Genomic DNA, 17,220 nt, shown 5'->3' on the forward strand with positions numbered 1-17,220 from the left:
CTTTCGCAATACTCTATATTTCTATAATAGACAACGGAAATCTCTTTTTTCTTACCCGTTTCTTACAAATTCCTTACGCTGAAAAAAAGCTTGTAGAATCTACTGCTCTACAAGCTAAAACTGCATCTTTGTTAATACAATTGTAAAAATTGTTTTTTCATACGGTTTACTAGAAAGGTGAATTTTTCCGTCCATCGCTTCCACAAGCCGTTTCGTAATCGTTAATCCTAGACCGCTTCCTTGGTACAATCTATTTCTTGAATCTTCAAGTGTGTACATACGCTCAAATACTTTATCAATATGAGATTCATCAATCCCTTTTCCTTTATCCCATACGTCTATATACACACTCGTTTCATCATCTCTTAACGTCATACCAAGTGCCTTTCCATCGTCTCCATATGTAATCGCATTTGATATTAAATTATTCAATACCCTACCTAATACTTCTACATTTCCAAGTGCGTATATATTTCTTTCTGGTACATCAATATGAACCTGAAAACCTTTCGTCGTCACTAAATCATAAAAAGATAAAATCTTCTCGCGGCAAACTTCATTCATATTTACTTTTGTCATTTCAATTGCTTTGTCACCAGATTCTAATTTTGCCAAGTCAAAAAACTTATGAATTAACTCCATCACTTCTAGTGTTTTCGTATGCACTTTTTCAAGTAATATTTGTTGTTCTTCTTTATTTATCGTTTTATCCTTATTTAACATTTCTGTATATCCAAGAATAACTGTTAGTGGTGTTTTCAAGTCATGCGAAATATTTGAAAGCATTTTTCTCATCGAAATTTCTACTTTTGCATGATCTGCATTCGTTTTCTGTTTTGCATCTAATAATTGATTAATTGCCACTAATAATTTTTGCAATTCTAGATCATCTGTCATAACGAGTAACGTCTCGCCTGTTTTGTCATTTACAATACTTTCTAACTTTTCATATGTGTATCGTAAATTTTTACTACTATTTTTTCTCATTCTATATTGCATATAAATAACACATAACAATATAAAAATAATACCTATTAACAAATTGACCATATTACATCACTTCCAACTTATAGCCGATGCCCCATAACGTTTTAATATATTCTGGATTAGATGGATCACTTTCGATTTTCTCACGCAATCTTCTCATATGAACATTAATAACGTTATCATCACCGTAATACTCTTCATTCCAAACTAACGTATATATTTGCGCTTTTGTAAATACACGATTTTGGTTCTTTACGAATAGCTTTAAAATCTCAAATTCTTTTAAAGTAAGTTTGAGAGGCTTCCCGTTTTTTTCAACTGTAAAATTAATTGGATCAATTGTTAAATCACCAATTTGAATCATTTTTTCTATTGTTTCTGTAGCCGAGTATTTCGTAGACCTCCGAATACCTGCTTTTACACGTGCAGCCAATTCAATCATAGAAAACGGCTTACAAATGTAATCATCTGCTCCAAGTCCTAATCCAACAGCTTTATCAACATCTGTATCTTTTGCCGACATCATTAAAATCGGAACTGCACTTTTTTCACGAATGATTCGTACAACCTCTAAGCCATCTAGCTTTGGCATCATAATGTCAAGGATAATCAAATCAAATGAACCTTTTAAATATGTGTTCACACCTTCTTCTCCATCAGACGCAATTGTTACTTGAAAGCCCTCTTTTATTAAATACTTTTCCACCATCTCTTGAATTGAGATATCATCTTCAACTAATAAAATATGATGTGACATATGTCTATCCCCTTTTTACAAACGTTAACAATCCAATTGTATCGTAACTACTACAGACTGGAAACAATTATATGAATTTTCAAACCAACTTCCCTTCCTTCCTTAACAATGATATGATGAAATTCACTACGATTGTTCATAATTAACTTTATATAAAGGAGACTTATCATGTCAGAGAATAAAAAAGTAAGCTTAGCTGATTTAATGCGCGAACAACTTGCTAAGAAAAAGCAAGGAAATGGAAATGGTCAAAATGCAAAAAATCAAAGCCAAGAAACGAAAAAATTACAAAACCAACAAACGAAGAAAACAAACAACCAACGTAGACGTACAGGTGTGTAAATGAACGGACAAAAACGTTCTAATATCGCGCCCGGTCTTGAAGTTGATATTGTATTAAAACAAGATCAACGAACAGGCAAATTAACACGTGGAATTGTAAAAGATATTTTAACAAAATCCCCTTCTCATCCGCATGGCATTAAAGTACGATTGCAGGACGGGCAAGTCGGTAGAGTACAAAATATCGTTCAATAAGAAAAGGAGCTCAAGTAAACTCGAGCTCCTTTTCTTTATTAACCTTTAATTTTCTCGATGAAAACTACTTTTAAGTAGTCTCCTTCTTTAAATTGATCAATGGTACGGAAATCTTCTGGTAAAGAATGTTCTTCTAATATTTTATATTTGCCATTCATTTCTTTAAAGGCTGTATCGATAAAGCCTTTAAACTTTTTCATATCGAATGCGCTACAATTTGTAGAAGCAATGATAATACCGTTATTTTCTGTAATAGCAATTGTTTCTTTTAATAAATTTTTATAATCTTTTGCTGCACTAAATGTATATTTTTTTGATCGGGCGAAGCTTGGAGGATCAAGTACGACCATATCAAATTTCATCTTTTTCTTCGCTGCATATTTGAAGTAAAGAAATACATCTTCTACAATAATATCTTGTGCTTCATAATCAACTTCATTGACACTAAACTGCTCAATTGTTTTACTTAAACTACGATTTGCAAGGTCAACACTCGTCGTTTTACTCGCTCCGCCCAGCGCTGCAAATACAGAGAAAGCACCTGTATAAGAGAACATATTTAACACTGTTCTTCCCTTTGCATATTTATCACGAATTTGTTTTCGCACGTTACGCTGATCTAAAAATACACCAACCATCGCTCCGTCATTTAAATATACAGCGAAGTTCACACCATTCTCTTTTACGATAAGCGGGAACTCACCGCGCTCTCCTGCTACGAAATCATCACCTTCAATGTATTTCCCTTTCGTATCAAAACGCTTTTTCTCATAAATGCCTTTAAAGTTTGCTACTTTTTGAAGAGCTGCTATAATCTCATCTCTGAAAGTGTAAATCCCTTCACTATACCAACTTACTACGTAGTAGCCGTCATAGTAATCAATAATTAATCCGCCAAGACCATCACCTTCACCATTCACCACACGGAATGCTGTCGTATCACTTGATTTATAAAATTGTTTTCGTTTATGTAAGGCAGATTTGATTTTACTTTCAAAGAAAGATTGATTAATTTGTTCACTCTCTTTTCTCGTTAAAATCCAGCCGTACCCTTTATTTTGTTTTCCATAATAACCTTTTCCGACAAAGTTGTTCTTCTCATCTACTACTTTGATGATTGTCCCTTCTTCACGAACATCGTTTAAATTTTGAATTGCATCTTTTAAAATAAGTGGGTATCCACTTTTAATTTCTTTTATAAATTTCGGTTTTATTTTTATAGTTACTTCTGATCGCATATAATAACTTCCTTTCCATTTGCATGCTTTCTCTATAGGAAGCATTTAAAAAACGAGCCTGAAAAAACAGCCTCGTTTCACTATACCATATTATTGCTTTGCTAGTACAACTCGCTCATTCTCGCACTTAACCGCCACATATTTACTACGTTTTGAAATGGAACTCTCACTGTCCAAAATAATAGAAAAAAATTATATATTTCACATTTACCATTGACATTGATAATGATTTTCATTATCATTTAATGTATATGAGTTCTTGAAAATATAGCTACATTTATAGGAGGAATAAACATGATTATTGTTACAAATACAGCTAAAATTACAAAGGGAAATGGACATAAATTAATTGAGCGTTTTAATAAAGTAGGTAAAGTTGAAACGATGCCAGGCTTTTTAGGTCTAGAAGTTCTTTTAACGCAAAATACCGTTGATTATGATGAAGTAACAATTAGCACTCGCTGGAATGCAAAAGAAGATTTCCAAGGTTGGACAAAGAGCGCCGCATTTAAAGATGCTCACTCACATCAAGGCGGGATGCCAGAATATATTCTTGATAATAAAATTGCTTACTATGATGTAAAAGTTGTACGTATGCCAATGGCTGCAGCACAGTAAATACAGTTCTTTTTTAAAGTATAGAATATGAGAAGCGTTATCTATCACTTCTCATATTCTATACTTTTTTCTTTAATTTCTTTTTACTAATTTTGCGTGTACAACTAGCCTTCCAGCCTCTGGATCAAGCGCATAGTCACAAGTAGAAAGTGTTACAATTTCATCATTAGCCGTCAATTCCGTATCCGTTTTGTACAGTGATTTTTCTTGAATTTCCTTTAAGAACGATGTATATGCTGCATCATTTTCAAAATCCGTTTCAATGTAATAAAAGTCCGTTGTTGTCGTGTATACTGAAAAAACTTCAACGTCGTATCCTTCAAATAATGTATCGTAATATAATTTACGATGGGACATGAAAAAGTCTTCGTCCAACATCTTTTTTAAACTACCAAACATAGAACCGTCTTTCATACGATGACCATATAAAATCGTATTGCGATTTCGAGATTTCACATCATTACGATGGTCCATAAAAATGCTGCCCGCTCTCATATCTTCACCTTTATAATTACGAAATAAATAGTACTCATTATCTTTTGCTTGAACGATTGGATAATTAATTTGTGTATCATCCATCGTAATCCATCCGACTATCTCTGGATTAATTTTCTGGAGATCCTGAAACTGTTTACGTACCTCTCCGTCTTCCGATTTTTCTTCCATTGGACTTCTTTTATAAATATGTTGTGCCTCAGCCATTACTTTACGATTTTCATAATAATCCATGAAAATCCCGCCCAACTCATACATTGAATAGAAAAAGATTCCTAAAAACGCAATTGTAAGTATGCGTTGAAAAAAAGAATTCTTTTTCCGTCCTTTCTTGCTATTCAAATTATCACCTCAAAACGGATTATGCTCAGCCTTTAGATTCCCATAGGTACCATGTACAATCCGGTATCTTCATCCTGCTTTACAATGACATCTACACCATATATTGCTTTAACCATTTCTTCTGTTATTACATCATTAGGATTACCTTTCGTAATGATCTCTCCATCTTTCATAACGATAATATGGTCGCTATAACGAATGGCTTGATTAATATCATGTAATACCATTACAATCGTTAGCCCATACACTTCATTTAACTCTTTCACTAACTCTAATATTTCTAGCTGATAGTAAATATCTAAATATGTTGTCGGTTCATCTAAGAAAAGCATTGGTGTATTTTGAGCTAATGTCATTGCGATCCAAACTCGCTGCCTCTCTCCACCAGATAAAGCATAGATTGGCTTATCACGCTTACTTTGTAAATTCGTACATACTAGTGCGCGCTCTATCGCTTCTCTATCTTCATCTGTTTGCGGAGAGAAAATATTTTTATATGGCATACGCCCAAAGCTTATTAGCTTTTCCACTGTAATATCTGCTGGAGCCTCATTTTGTTGATGGACAACTGCTAGCTTTCTAGCAAACTCTTTCGGTTTATATTCACTAATCGCTTTCCCATCAAGTATTACTTCTCCACTGCTAGGAACGTGATTTCTAGACATGACACTAAGTAATGTTGATTTCCCGCATCCATTCGGGCCGATGATTGTTGTAATTTTCCCAATTTCTATTTCACTACTAACAGACTTTAAACGATTTGTTACGTTATCGTATGAAAAGGTTACATTTTTAATTTCCATGAACTTTATCACTCTTTCTAAGCAAGAATATTAAGAATGGACCACCAATAACCGCCATAATTGTTGCTGCTGGAATTTCGTTAGGTGGCACAATTAACCTTCCAATCGTATCCGCCGTCAAAATTAATAACGCGCCTGCAAGAGCAGAAAATGGAATTAATACTTTATGGTCTGAACCGACTAATTGTCTTGAAATATGCGGAACTAGTAATCCTACAAAAGCAATAACACCTGCAATCGCTGTTGATACTGCCGCTAAGAGTACTGCAATGGCAGAAATAATAAGACGAACTCTCGTCACGTGCAAGCCTAAGTTTTTCGCAGTCTTATCTTGTAGCGATAATAAGTTACACCAAGCTCCTACGAACAGAGCAAGAATAAGACCAATCGTTCCATAAGTCACCATTATTTCTACATCGCCCCACGTCTTCATTGTTATGTTAGAAGTCGTCGTTTGCTTAATACTCTTAATAAAATACCCACAAATCGTAACGAATGATTCATTTAATCCAGTAAACATCGCATTAATGGCAATACCAATTAAAATAATGCGAAGCGGGCTTAACCCTGACTTCCATGAAAACGAATAAACGAGATAACACGCAAACGCACCACCTAAAAAGGCGAATACGGGTGTCCAGAAAAAGAATTGCGGGAACAATGTAATAATAACGAGTGTCATAAAACTAGCTCCTGAAGATATACCGATTACCCCAGCATCAGCGAGTGGATTCTTCATAACAGCTTGAAAAAGCACCCCTGAAACAGCAAGAGCCGCTCCAGTGAACAGCGCAATAATAATACGCGGGAAACGTAAATCTTTAATGACTTCAACATCTTCATTCCCACCTGTAAATATCCCTTGCACAAGTTCAACAATACCTACTTCTAAACTCCCTTTCATCGCTGACAATGATGTCATAACAATGAGCAATGCAGTAACAATGAGGAAACTCCAAGTTTTTTTATTCATTCTGCTCTTCCTTTATATTAAAATGCATCACGGATACATCATTTTTTTCAATTCATCTAACGCTTCAATTGCTGCTAAATTGCCTGTCGTTCCAAATAAACGCTCTTCTAAATCGTAAACACGGTTATTTTTAACCGCAGCAAAGTGTTTCCAAATGTCATTTGTTTTAAATTCTTTATCAAACATTTTTACAACTTCATCAGGCATACCATGAGCTGCTCGTAAAATAATATCTGGATCAGCTTTCTTTAAATACTCTGTATTAGAAGCTAAATATTCTACTTGTTCACCTTGTACAATATTTTTACCACCTAGTTGTTTCACTAAATCTCCAATATAAGAATGCTCTGTTGCTACTAAATAACTGCCCGGCACACCTAATAATATAAGCACTGTCGGTTCTTTCTTTCCTTTTACTTCCTTTTGAATGCTAGCAACCTTTTTATCTAACTTAGTTACTACTGCTTCAGCCTGCTTTTCACGTCCATATTTCTTACCTAAATCGCTAATAGAACTTTGCATATTTTTTAAACTCGTTAAATCTAAAAAGTTTGCTTTCATACCCACACCATCAATAACTGGCTTTAATTCATATTCAAGTGTTGTCACAGATAACACTTCTGAAGGCTTTAATGACTTTACCTTTTCCATATCTGGACTCATTGGATTCCCAACTTCAGGTAAACCTTTATATCGCTTCGGTAAAGTTTTAGAACTTGTTGGAACGCCGACTAAATCTACTTCTAACGCATCCATAATTTCAGTAACAGCCACTGTTGTTGCAACAACGCGCTCTTTACTCTCACTCTTTACCTGCTTTGCTGTTTCTTTTTTTGGTGATGAGCACCCGGCTATACTCATTAACAAAATGATAGCCATTAGTACACTTACGATTTTCTTCACTCTCAATCACCACTCCCTTCCATACAATATGAAACAAGTCTTGATGCACGCGAACATGCATCAAGACTCCAAAAATTACAATCTACCTGCTCTATATTTACGAACTAGTAAAGCAAGTGAACCTAGCAGTAACACCATGTATAAACCAAGTTGTGCTGTATCTGCAGTTTTTGAGTTTTTCTCTTTTTTTGAATCATTTTTTGTATCTTCTTTTTTCTTCTGATCATCTGCATTTCGGTTAAAATCAGGAGTACCTACTGTTTTTACATTATCTACTTTCGGTGTAGTCACTGGATTTTTCGGTTCATTTTTCGGTTCCTCTTTAATAGTTCCTAACGCGCCGATATTATTTGTATCAAATTGAATTTGTACATCGTAGAAATGATGGTAGTTCATCTCATCGATATCTACCTTTACTTTTGCGTTTAATTTTTTAAATAGATCTTCTACTTCAAACTGTACTACTCGCGTATTTGCATTTTTATCTTCGCTTACTACTTTCGCATCAGCGAATAGTTCCTTGTTTTCCGTTTGGAATTTCGTAATCCACGCACTATTTTTCAGCGTCATCTCAATGTATTTTTTACCATCTTTTACGATTAATTTCGCTGGATTTACAACATAGTCATTCATCTTTGAAATCTCATCTGTTTTATCTTTTAATACTTTAAATGTAATATCATATTGGCCATCTACTAAATTTTTCGGATCAACTATTACTTTCGGGTTATTATTTCCACCTTGGTTGTCATTTCCACCTTGGTTTCCATTCCCGCCTTGGTTGTCGTTTCCTCCTTGGTTGTCGTTTCCACCTTGGTTCCCTAAAGCTTTAATACTGTCTTGATCAAATACAAATTGAACATCGTAGAAATGGTGATAATTCATTGAATCAATATCTACTTTTACTTTTGCATTTAATTTTTTAGACAAATCGTTTACTTCTACTTCTACTACTCTTGTATTTTGTTCTTTATTTTCACTTAACACTTTTGCATTAACGAAAGAACCATTCTTCTCAAATTCAAATTTCGTAATCCATGTACTATTTGTTAATGTAAACGATACGTATTTCTTACCATCTTTTACTTTTAATACACCTGGGCTTTTTGTGTATGTGTTCATCATTGAGATTTCATCTGTTTGATCTTTTAACACTTTAAAGCCAATGCTGTATTCACCATCTTTAAGAGCTTTTGGATCAATTGTTGTGTTATTATCTTGGTTGTCGTTTCCTCCTTGGTTGTTATTTCCGCCTTGGTTGTCGTTTCCTCCTTGGTTATCTAACGGCTTAATGCTACCTTTATCAAATGCAAATTGAATATCGTAAAAATGGTGATAATTCATTGAATCGATATCTACTTTTACTTTTGCATTTAACTTTTTCGATAAATCTGGTACTTCTACTTCCACTACGCGTGTATCAGCTTTTTTATCTTCACTTATTACTTTCGCATCAACAAACGAACCATTTTTCTCAAATTCAAATTTTGTAATCCAAGAACTGTTCGTTAACGTAAATGATACATACTTCTTACCATCTTTTACTTTTAGCACACCTGGACTTTTTGTATATGTGTTCATCATTGAAATTTCGTCTGTTTGATCTTTTAATGCTTTAAAATTGATGCTGTATTCACCATCTTTAATTGTTTCAGCATCTGGTTTTTTATTTTCATCTGGTTTTTCTGCTTCCGGTTTTTCTACTTCCGGTTTTTCTACTTCTGGTTTTTCTGCTTCTGGTTTTTCTACTTCCGGTTTTTCTACTTCTGGTTTTTCTACTTCCGGTTTTTCTACTTCTGGTTTTTCTACTTCCGGTTTTTCTACTTCTGGTTGTTTCTCTTCATTTTTAATTTGTTCAAGTTTATCTTGTTCAAATAAAAGTTGTACATCATGCGTTTGCTTATAATTTCTTGATGCCATTTCGATAAATACTTTTGTATTTAGTTTTTTAGATAAATCGTTTACTTCAAACTCTACTACTCTTGTATCTTTTTCCTTATCCTCACTCACTACTTTTGCATCAACAAATGCGCCATCTTTTTCCGTTTGGAAATTTTTAATTAATGAGCTACTTTTTAGTGTTACAATTGCTTTTTTCTTACCGTTTTCTACTTTTAATACTCCTGGATTTACCATGTAAGTATTCATCTTAGATTCTTCATCTGTTTGATCTTTTAATACTTTAAATGGAATGCTGTACGCACCATCTGTAATTGTGTTAGAATTTGGTTGTTGATCTGGGTCAAGCTTTTGGTCGGGCTTCTGACCTGGATCGGTAGTTTCATTTGGATCTGGCTTATTAGCTGGGTCCTCTTTTTCATTTGGTTTTTCTACATGAATTGGTGTAATGCTATTTTGATCAAATGCAATACGAACGTCGTACTCATGATGATAATTTAAAAAATCAATATCTACTTTTACTTTTGCATTTAATACCTTCTCTACATCTTCTACATCAAATTCTACTACTCTTGTGTCTTTTTCTTTATCTTCACTAATTACATTTGTCGCAACTAGCTTACCTGCTTTTTCTGTTTCAAACTTCGTAATCCATGAACTATTCGTTAATGTAAAGGATACTTTCTTTTTCCCATCCTTCACTTTTAAAGTTCCCGGGCTTACTGAATATTGATTCATCATCGATTCTTCATCTGATGTATCTTTTAAAACTTTGAAGCCAATTGAATATTCACCGTCAGCCAACTTGGTAGCTGCTTGAACTGCAAGTGGTTGTAATGTTGATACGAATGTAAATATCATTAAAAACATAGCAACAATAATTTTTGTATACCTGTTCAATGGAACGACTCTCCCTTTTGAAAATTATTTAATACTGTTCCCATCAAATACAAAGCGAATATCATACGAAGCATTATAATTAATAATTGGAATATTAATTTTCACCTTGCCATTTAGTTTTTTTGACAAGTCAGCAACTTCAAATTCTACAACTCTAGTATTATCTTTTTTGTTTTCACTTAACACGGTTGTTTCTACAAATTGACCATCTTTTTCTACTTGGAAACTTTTAATAGAAGCACTATCTTTCACTTTAAATGAAACATATTGTTTTCCATTTTTAACTGTTAATGTTGCTGGGCTTTCAAAATAACTATTCATTCTAGACGATTCATCTTTATCGCCTTTCCATACAGTAAAAGCAATATTATATTTTCCATCAGCTAGTTTTGTAGCAGCCTTTGCATCTTGTAAACCTAGTGTTGCGATAAACGTAAATAAAACAGCAAATACGGCAATAATCATTTTAAATTGTTTAAACATATATTCATCACCCTTCAAAAGATTTATTTACTCAATTTCACTTTACGAATTAAGAAAGCACCTGAAATAAGAATTAACGCTGTAAACAATCCAATACGTGCTTCATCGCCTGTTTTTGGGTTATCTGTTTTTTCAGCTTTTCCATTTTCATTTTTTGTTTCTTTGTTCGCTTCTTTAGCTGTTTCCTTACTCTCTACTTTTATTTTCTCTTCTTTTACTTGTGTATCTGTTTTCGCTTGATCATTATTTTTTGTTGTAGCAGCTACGCCGTTATCGCCACCTACAGCTTTTACATTTGCATCAAAAGCAAAACGAATTGTGTAGTGGTGGTCATAGTTTGCATTTGGTACAACAACATGAATTTTTACAGCTGCTGGTTTGGATAAATCATCTACTTTAAACTCTACTGTTCTTTTATCTGCCGATTCATCTTTACTAACAACTTTCGCATCAACAAAATTCCCGTTCTCTGGTGCTTTAAATTCTGTAATCCAAGCACTATGATTCATCGGAACTTGTACTCTCATCTCACCGTTTTTCACTATTAATTTTGCTGGCTTTTCAAAATAGTCATTTGCCATTGAAGCTGAATCATTTTCCGCTTTTTGAATTACGTAATTAATATCGTAAGTACCATCAGCTAGTTTTGCTGAAGCATTCCCGTATGGCATTACAAGAAAAGCTAGCATACATACGAACGTTATAATAAAAGCGGGTAATACAGAAACCTTTTTCATTTTTCTTGTTTCCTCCTTTGTTATCTTTCACTTCACTTTTTGAAAATGATAATTATTCTCAATTTATAAGAAAAAAAATAATCTCTTCTACCTATTATTTAATTAACATTCTTTTATGTAATATAAGTATTATTGATTATCATTCTCATTGAATGTTAAAAATAATATCTCACCCTATTCCTTATATGAAGGCATAGAAACTGAGAAAAAATTTCAAAACTTATTTATTGATTATCATTCTCAATATAAATCAAAAAAAATAAACTATCTCTTCTCCTCTTCTTTCACCTCTTCCCCCTAACAACACTTTAGTTATAGAAAACCCTTTCCCTCACTTCCCTTCCAATATTTCCACAACTAAGTCAATCTTAGCCTACTCATAAATTTTTTGTCAACTATATTACGTATAAAATTTTTAATATCTGAATTTCTCTATATGTGGCTTTTTCTACAAAAAAAGAGACTTTCTATTATAGAAAGCCTCTTTTCTCTATTTTTCTACAGCAATTTCCTGTTTTTGAAACTTAGAAACTATATAACCAAATCCTATACCGATTATGCCTGGAACTAACCAACCAATTCCTACACTATATAATGGAATCTTATCTAAAATAGGTGCTAGCGCTGCAATTTGAAGGTTTGCATTGTGTAACCCATCAAAGAAACTTATTGCAAATGCTCCTACAATCCCGCCCACATACATCGCTAATGGAAGACGAACGTAGTTTTCAACAAGTGATAATACGATAAGTACGATTCCAATTGGATAAATGGCGATTAAGATTGGTAATGCTAATGCATTTAACTGAGTTAACCCAAGGTTTGCTACCATAAATGCTAATACACAGAAAATAAAAACGACTTTTTGATAAGAAAGCTTTGGTAATAAGGAAGAGAAGTAATCACCACAAGCTGCAACAATACCTACAGAAGTTGTTAAACATGCTGCTGTAATTGCGATCCCTAGTAATAAAGTTCCGTAGCTACCAAATAAATGATTCACGACATTTGTTAAAATAATTCCTCCGTTTGCGCCCATTCCAAGCGATACACTAGAAGCTCCAAGATACGCAAGCGCTAAATATACAAGTAGTAAACCAAGTGCTGCAATAAATCCTGCAAAGATTGTTACTTTTGCAATACTATTTTTATTTGTAATGCCTTTTTCTTTTAACGCATGAATTACAACATTTCCGAAAACAAGTGCTGCAAGTCCATCTAAAGTTAAATATCCATCAATAAATCCTTTGAAGAGAGGAGCACTATACGCTTCTGTCGGTGCACCAAATTCTCCAATTGGTGTAATAAGTGCTTTACCTACGATAATTGCAATAACTGCTAATAATATTGGAGTTAGTACTTTACCAATACGCCCCACTAATTTCGAAGGATTTAAAGCTAAATAGAAAGTGACTGCAAAGAAAATAAGTGTAAAGATAACAAGTGGATATGACTGACCAGCTATCTCACTTGGTAAAAACGGTGCAACACTCATCTCATAAGCTACTGTTCCTGTACGCGGCACACTTACGAATACGCCTAAACATAAATAAATTGCAGTGATAAAAACAAGTGCGAATATAGGATGTACACGTCCTGCTAGCTCATTAATATCTCCCTTTAAAGCTATAACAATTACTCCTAATAAAGGTAGTCCAACCCCTGTTACGATAAAACCAAACAGCGCGATCCATACGTCCGTTCCAGCACCTTGCCCTAACGCTGGTGGAAAAATCATATTGCCTGCACCAAAAAACAGTGCAAATAACATTAAACTTATTGCAAACATCTCTGAAAACTTTAAAGATGATTTCATTTCTACTAACCTCCTAAAATAATTAATTGACAAAATATTCTGATTTTTAATCCGTCACATATCCTCTTTCAAGCATACTTCCCCGTAAAAGAACGCAAAAAACACCCGTCCCTAACAAAGGGACGAGTGTTGAAATCGTGGTTCCACCCTTATTCTAATAAAATGAATTTATAGCAAAATAAGCTCATTTTATAGCTCGTGTAAATTGATAACGGTTTTATCCGTCAAGAATTACAATGCATCATGTATGCAGTTCACTCTTGAAGTTTAGAGGTGGTAAGCTTGTCTTTTCGTATTAGGAAGCTCACAGCCTAAGGCTCCCCTCTCTGAGAATCGTAAAATACAACTCATGTCCTCATCATTACTTTTATAAAATATCTTGTCGAAACTTGTTGTTTTTTATTATATGGGCTATTTTTTAAAAAATCAATAGTTTTATTTTTTCTGACAAAAAAATATAGGGAGAAAATTTTTCCTCCCTATAACTGCCCTCTTAATATCTCTAATTCCTCAGTTGCAATGTTCCGCCATTTTCCTACTCCAAGCTCATTTAGCTCTATATTCATAATGCGCACTCGCTTTAGCTTTATTACAGTAAATCCGAAAGCACGACTCATTCTACGAATTTGCCTGTTCATTCCTTGCGTTAAAACGATACGAAATGTTGATTGATCGACTCTCGTCACTTTGCACGGCTTCGTCATACCATCTTTAATCTTTACACCGCTGGACATCTCATCAATAAACCAGTCCGTAAAAGGTTTATCGACTGTGACAACATATTCTTTCTCGTGTTCGTGATCACCGTGTAAAATTTGATTGGCAATCGCGCCATCATTCGTTAATAAAATAAGTCCTTCTGATGCTTTATCTAATCGCCCAACTGGAAAGATTCGCTCTGGGTAATTGATATAATCAATAATATTATCTTCAATATGATCAGCTGCTGTACAAGTAATTCCGACTGGTTTATGGAATGCGATATACACCTTTTCTTTCTCTTCTTTCGCAATAACCTGTCCATCAATCGTTACAACATCACCATCGCTCACAAGTGCACCGTGCGTACATATTTCGCCATTAATAGCCACGCGTCCAGCTTTAATAAGGCGGTCTGTTTCACGTCTTGAGCATGATTTTGCTTCGCTTATGTATTGGTTGATTTTCATGTTTTATTCCTTTTCATATATAATAAAAACGTCAATCTATGGCAATATCATTATGCCACGATTGACGCTTTTTCACTTCGCAAAAACAACTAAATAAATAACCCCAATCACCAAAAATATTCCACAACAAGCTAACAATACTTTTGCAAGTTTGTCCATAAACATATAATGGTTTCCCCTTTGTTTCGTTGTTTGCTATTTTAATTCGACAACTGTTACGCCTAGGCCTCCCTCGCCCATGTCACCGTAACGGTAATTCTTCACGCCGCGATGCTTCTTCAAGTAATCTTGTACACCTTGGCGAAGCGCTCCTGTTCCTTTACCGTGAATGATTGATACACGAGGATAACTTGCAAGCTGGGCATCGTCTAAATATTTTTCAACGCGCATCATTGCATCTTCATAACGTTCACCGCGAAGATCAAGTTCCAATGAAACGTGGTAATCTCTACCCTTCACACTTGCGACTGCTTTTTTCTCTGTTTGCTTCGGTGTGTTAATGTATTCCATGTTAGATTCTTTTACTTTCATCTTCAGAATACCGATTTGTACGCTCCACTCTGTATCACTTACTTTTTCAAGTAATTGACCCTTTTGACCGAACGTTAATACTTTTACTTCATCACCTGCGCGTAACTGTTGTTTCGGCGCAGTGTTTTTCACGTTTACTTTTTGTTTCTTCACAAGCTCTGGCGCTGTTCCTTCTAGACGGCTCTTCGCTTCAATAAGCTCATGGTCTTTCACATTTACAAGCTGTGCTTTACGCAATTGACGAAGTTCTTGAATAATACCTTCTGCTTCTTTCTTCGCAGCTTCGACTTTTTCTTCCCCTTCTTTTTGCGCTTTTAATAATTTTTCATCACGCTCATCGTTAAACTCAATAATTTGACGTTGCAACTCACGATGAAGTTTCTCAGATTGTTTGCGAAGTGCCTCTGCTTCGTTCCAGTCACGCTCTGCGTTCTTCTGGCTTTCTTCTAACTTCGCAATCATATTTTCAATTTTATTTGTATCTGTACTAATGTGGTTACGTGCTTGGTCAATAACGCGATCAGATAATCCAAGGCGCTTCGAAATTTCAAAGGCGTTACTGCGACCTGGTACACCGATTAATAACTTATAAGTTGGACTTAATGTATTTACATCAAACTCAACACTCGCATTAATAACTTGCTCACGGTTATATCCGTACGCTTTTAATTCTGGGTAATGCGTCGTAGCAACAACGCGAGCACCGCGGTTACATACCTCATCTAAAATCGAAATTGCTAGTGCAGCACCTTCTTGCGGGTCTGTTCCAGCACCTAATTCATCAAATAAAACTAAGCTTTCAAAATCAGCTTTTTCTAAAATATCTACAATGTTCACCATATGTGAGGAGAACGTACTTAAGCTTTGTTCAATCGACTGCTCATCACCGATATCAGCAAAGATATTTTTAAATACACAAATCTCTGACTCATCCATTACTGGAATGTGAAGACCAGATTGCGCCATTAATACACAAATACCAACTGTTTTCAGCGTAACTGTTTTACCACCTGTATTCGGTCCTGTAATAACAATTGTTGTGAAATCTTTACCTAGCATAATGTTATTTGGCACAATAATTTCTGGATCGATTAGCGGATGACGAGCTTGTCTTAAATCCATATAACGCTCGTTATTTACAATTGGTTTCGTTGCTTTAATTCGTTTCGCATAAAAAGCTTTCGCAAAGATGAAATCAAGATTTGCAACTACTTCTACGTTTGATAAAACGATATCGGCTTCTACTGCCACTTCTTCTGTTAACATTAATAAGATGCGTTCAATTTCTTGTTTTTCTTTCACTCGTGCTTCTTGTAGTGCATTATTTAATTCTACAATTACTTGTGGTTCAATAAATAACGTTTGTCCAGAAGCAGATTGATCGTGAACAATACCGCCATATACGCCGCGGTATTCTTGCTTTACTGGGATTACGTAACGTTCGTTACGAATCGTTACAATCGAGTCAGACAGCATCTTTTGTGCGTTTGAAGAACGCGTCATATTTTCTAACTTTTCACGAATACGGCTTTCCGCAGTACGAATTTGAGTACGAATACCACGCAGTTTATCACTCGCGCTATCGACTACTTCACCGCCATCACCGATGCAATTTGTAATTTTCTTTTCTAAATCATATAAAGATACAATTTGAGCGACGTGAGTTTCTAAAATCGGAAGCTCGACACCGTTATCAGCCATATCTTCAATGAAACGTTTCATATTACGACTACCATACATCGTATTCGCAATATCAAGTAGTTCATTAGGGCTTAACATACTTCCAATCTTTGCACGCTTCACATTTGAGCGAATATCCGTAATGCCACCTAATGGTGCACTACCTTTTAAACGAATGACTTTCGCTGCTTCATCCGTTGTATCTTGCATTTCTACAATTTCTTCAAAATCAGTGCTCGGCACTAAATTCTTCACTTTATCACGGCCAAGTGAAGAGGCTGTATGTTCAAGTAATTGTTCTTTTACTTTATTGTATTCTAATACACGCAACGTTCTTTCTAACATGTTGCAG

General features: G+C 34.7%; 16 protein-coding genes and 1 other annotated feature. Of the genes, 3 read left to right on the forward strand and 13 right to left on the reverse strand.

The genetic code is table 11. The features are described from left to right. Positions 1-114: 114 nt before the first annotated feature. Together MHH27_RS23610 and MHH27_RS23615 are read right to left on the reverse strand one after the other, a co-directional pair. Positions 115-1,050 (reverse strand): HAMP domain-containing histidine kinase, encoded by a 936-nt coding sequence (locus MHH27_RS23610; protein WP_000247678.1) that lies wholly within the window; start codon positions 1,048-1,050, stop codon positions 115-117. A gap of 1 nt (position 1,051) precedes the next feature. Further along, positions 1,052-1,744 (reverse strand): response regulator transcription factor, encoded by a 693-nt coding sequence (locus MHH27_RS23615; RefSeq protein WP_000018029.1) that lies wholly within the window; start codon positions 1,742-1,744, stop codon positions 1,052-1,054. A gap of 168 nt (positions 1,745-1,912) precedes the next feature. Here MHH27_RS23615 and MHH27_RS23620 point away from each other — a divergent pair, with 168 nt between their 5' ends. Both MHH27_RS23620 and MHH27_RS23625 read left to right on the forward strand, forming a co-directional pair. Then, positions 1,913-2,086 carry a hypothetical protein gene (locus tag MHH27_RS23620; RefSeq protein WP_001293578.1) on the forward strand — a complete coding sequence of 58 codons (174 nt, stop codon included), beginning with the start codon at positions 1,913-1,915 and terminating at the stop codon, positions 2,084-2,086. Continuing rightward, on the forward strand, positions 2,087-2,281 hold the full coding sequence (locus MHH27_RS23625) for a YwbE family protein (protein ID WP_001014307.1): 195 nt from the start codon (positions 2,087-2,089) through the stop codon (positions 2,279-2,281). It begins immediately after the preceding gene. Positions 2,282-2,319: 38 nt separating this feature from the next. On the opposite strand, the gene MHH27_RS23630 is transcribed toward MHH27_RS23625, so the two are convergent. Beyond that, positions 2,320-3,519 (reverse strand): class I SAM-dependent rRNA methyltransferase, encoded by a 1,200-nt coding sequence (locus tag MHH27_RS23630; RefSeq protein WP_335466980.1) that lies wholly within the window; start codon positions 3,517-3,519, stop codon positions 2,320-2,322. A gap of 294 nt (positions 3,520-3,813) precedes the next feature. Between MHH27_RS23630 and isdG the strand changes: the two genes are divergently transcribed. Further along, positions 3,814-4,137 (forward strand): heme oxygenase, encoded by a 324-nt coding sequence (gene isdG / locus MHH27_RS23635; RefSeq protein ID WP_000587818.1) that lies wholly within the window; start codon positions 3,814-3,816, stop codon positions 4,135-4,137. 72 nt (positions 4,138-4,209) lie between these two features. On the opposite strand, the gene srtB is transcribed toward isdG, so the two are convergent. From srtB to MHH27_RS23685, 10 genes are all read right to left on the reverse strand, one after another. Then, positions 4,210-4,974: a class B sortase gene (gene srtB / locus MHH27_RS23640; protein ID WP_090976964.1), complete on the reverse strand. Its 765-nt coding sequence runs from the start codon at positions 4,972-4,974 to the stop codon at positions 4,210-4,212. 32 nt (positions 4,975-5,006) lie between these two features. Next, positions 5,007-5,777, reverse strand: a complete 771-nt coding sequence (locus MHH27_RS23645; RefSeq protein WP_000403765.1) for an ABC transporter ATP-binding protein — start codon at positions 5,775-5,777, stop codon at positions 5,007-5,009. Next, the gene (locus tag MHH27_RS23650; protein ID WP_001036841.1) at positions 5,767-6,750 is read right to left on the reverse strand and encodes a FecCD family ABC transporter permease; all 984 of its coding nucleotides are present in this window, start codon (positions 6,748-6,750) and stop codon (positions 5,767-5,769) included. The genes MHH27_RS23645 and MHH27_RS23650 overlap by 11 nt, the downstream gene beginning before the upstream one ends. A gap of 27 nt (positions 6,751-6,777) precedes the next feature. After that, positions 6,778-7,659 (reverse strand): heme ABC transporter substrate-binding protein IsdE, encoded by an 882-nt coding sequence (gene isdE / locus MHH27_RS23655; protein ID WP_071731436.1) that lies wholly within the window; start codon positions 7,657-7,659, stop codon positions 6,778-6,780. A gap of 69 nt (positions 7,660-7,728) precedes the next feature. Then, positions 7,729-10,452, reverse strand: a complete 2,724-nt coding sequence (locus tag MHH27_RS23660; protein ID WP_340944333.1) for an NEAT domain-containing protein — start codon at positions 10,450-10,452, stop codon at positions 7,729-7,731. 24 nt (positions 10,453-10,476) lie between these two features. Further along, entirely contained in the window at positions 10,477-10,935 is a 459-nt protein-coding gene (locus MHH27_RS23665) for an NEAT domain-containing protein (RefSeq protein ID WP_000476164.1), read from the reverse strand. 23 nt (positions 10,936-10,958) lie between these two features. Continuing rightward, the gene (isdC, locus tag MHH27_RS23670) at positions 10,959-11,672 is read right to left on the reverse strand and encodes a heme uptake protein IsdC (protein ID WP_090976958.1); all 714 of its coding nucleotides are present in this window, start codon (positions 11,670-11,672) and stop codon (positions 10,959-10,961) included. A 490-nt stretch (positions 11,673-12,162) separates the two neighbouring features. Beyond that, the gene (gene brnQ6 / locus MHH27_RS23675; protein ID WP_000842650.1) at positions 12,163-13,488 is read right to left on the reverse strand and encodes a branched-chain amino acid transport system II carrier protein BrnQ6; all 1,326 of its coding nucleotides are present in this window, start codon (positions 13,486-13,488) and stop codon (positions 12,163-12,165) included. A gap of 115 nt (positions 13,489-13,603) precedes the next feature. Beyond that, positions 13,604-13,859, reverse strand: a binding site (T-box leader). Between the two features lie 108 nt (positions 13,860-13,967). Further along, the gene (locus MHH27_RS23680; protein WP_090976956.1) at positions 13,968-14,657 is read right to left on the reverse strand and encodes a 23S rRNA pseudouridine(2604) synthase RluF; all 690 of its coding nucleotides are present in this window, start codon (positions 14,655-14,657) and stop codon (positions 13,968-13,970) included. A 195-nt stretch (positions 14,658-14,852) separates the two neighbouring features. Further along, entirely contained in the window at positions 14,853-17,213 is a 2,361-nt protein-coding gene (locus MHH27_RS23685; protein WP_016080118.1) for an endonuclease MutS2, read from the reverse strand. Positions 17,214-17,220: the final 7 nt, after the last annotated feature.

Source organism: Bacillus sp. FSL L8-0152 (assembly GCF_038006365.1).
Lineage (GTDB): Bacteria > Bacillota > Bacilli > Bacillales > Bacillaceae_G > Bacillus_A > Bacillus_A cereus.

Excerpts from the sequence above, each read along its gene's own strand:
- MHH27_RS23610 (WP_000247678.1), bottom strand. The coding sequence starts at position 1,050 with ATGGTCAATTTGTTAATAGGTATTATTTTTATATTGTTATGTGTTATT.
- MHH27_RS23615 (WP_000018029.1), bottom strand. The coding sequence starts at position 1,744 with ATGTCACATCATATTTTATTAGTTGAAGATGATATCTCAATTCAAGAG.
- MHH27_RS23620 (WP_001293578.1), top strand. The coding sequence starts at position 1,913 with ATGTCAGAGAATAAAAAAGTAAGCTTAGCTGATTTAATGCGCGAACAA.
- MHH27_RS23625 (WP_001014307.1), top strand. The coding sequence starts at position 2,087 with ATGAACGGACAAAAACGTTCTAATATCGCGCCCGGTCTTGAAGTTGAT.
- MHH27_RS23630 (WP_335466980.1), bottom strand. The coding sequence starts at position 3,519 with ATGCGATCAGAAGTAACTATAAAAATAAAACCGAAATTTATAAAAGAA.
- isdG (WP_000587818.1), top strand. The coding sequence starts at position 3,814 with ATGATTATTGTTACAAATACAGCTAAAATTACAAAGGGAAATGGACAT.
- MHH27_RS23645 (WP_000403765.1), bottom strand. The coding sequence starts at position 5,777 with ATGGAAATTAAAAATGTAACCTTTTCATACGATAACGTAACAAATCGT.
- MHH27_RS23650 (WP_001036841.1), bottom strand. The coding sequence starts at position 6,750 with ATGAATAAAAAAACTTGGAGTTTCCTCATTGTTACTGCATTGCTCATT.
- MHH27_RS23665 (WP_000476164.1), bottom strand. The coding sequence starts at position 10,935 with ATGTTTAAACAATTTAAAATGATTATTGCCGTATTTGCTGTTTTATTT.
- isdC (WP_090976958.1), bottom strand. The coding sequence starts at position 11,672 with ATGAAAAAGGTTTCTGTATTACCCGCTTTTATTATAACGTTCGTATGT.
- brnQ6 (WP_000842650.1), bottom strand. The coding sequence starts at position 13,488 with ATGAAATCATCTTTAAAGTTTTCAGAGATGTTTGCAATAAGTTTAATG.
- MHH27_RS23680 (WP_090976956.1), bottom strand. The coding sequence starts at position 14,657 with ATGAAAATCAACCAATACATAAGCGAAGCAAAATCATGCTCAAGACGT.
- MHH27_RS23685 (WP_016080118.1), bottom strand. The coding sequence starts at position 17,213 with ATGTTAGAAAGAACGTTGCGTGTATTAGAATACAATAAAGTAAAAGAA.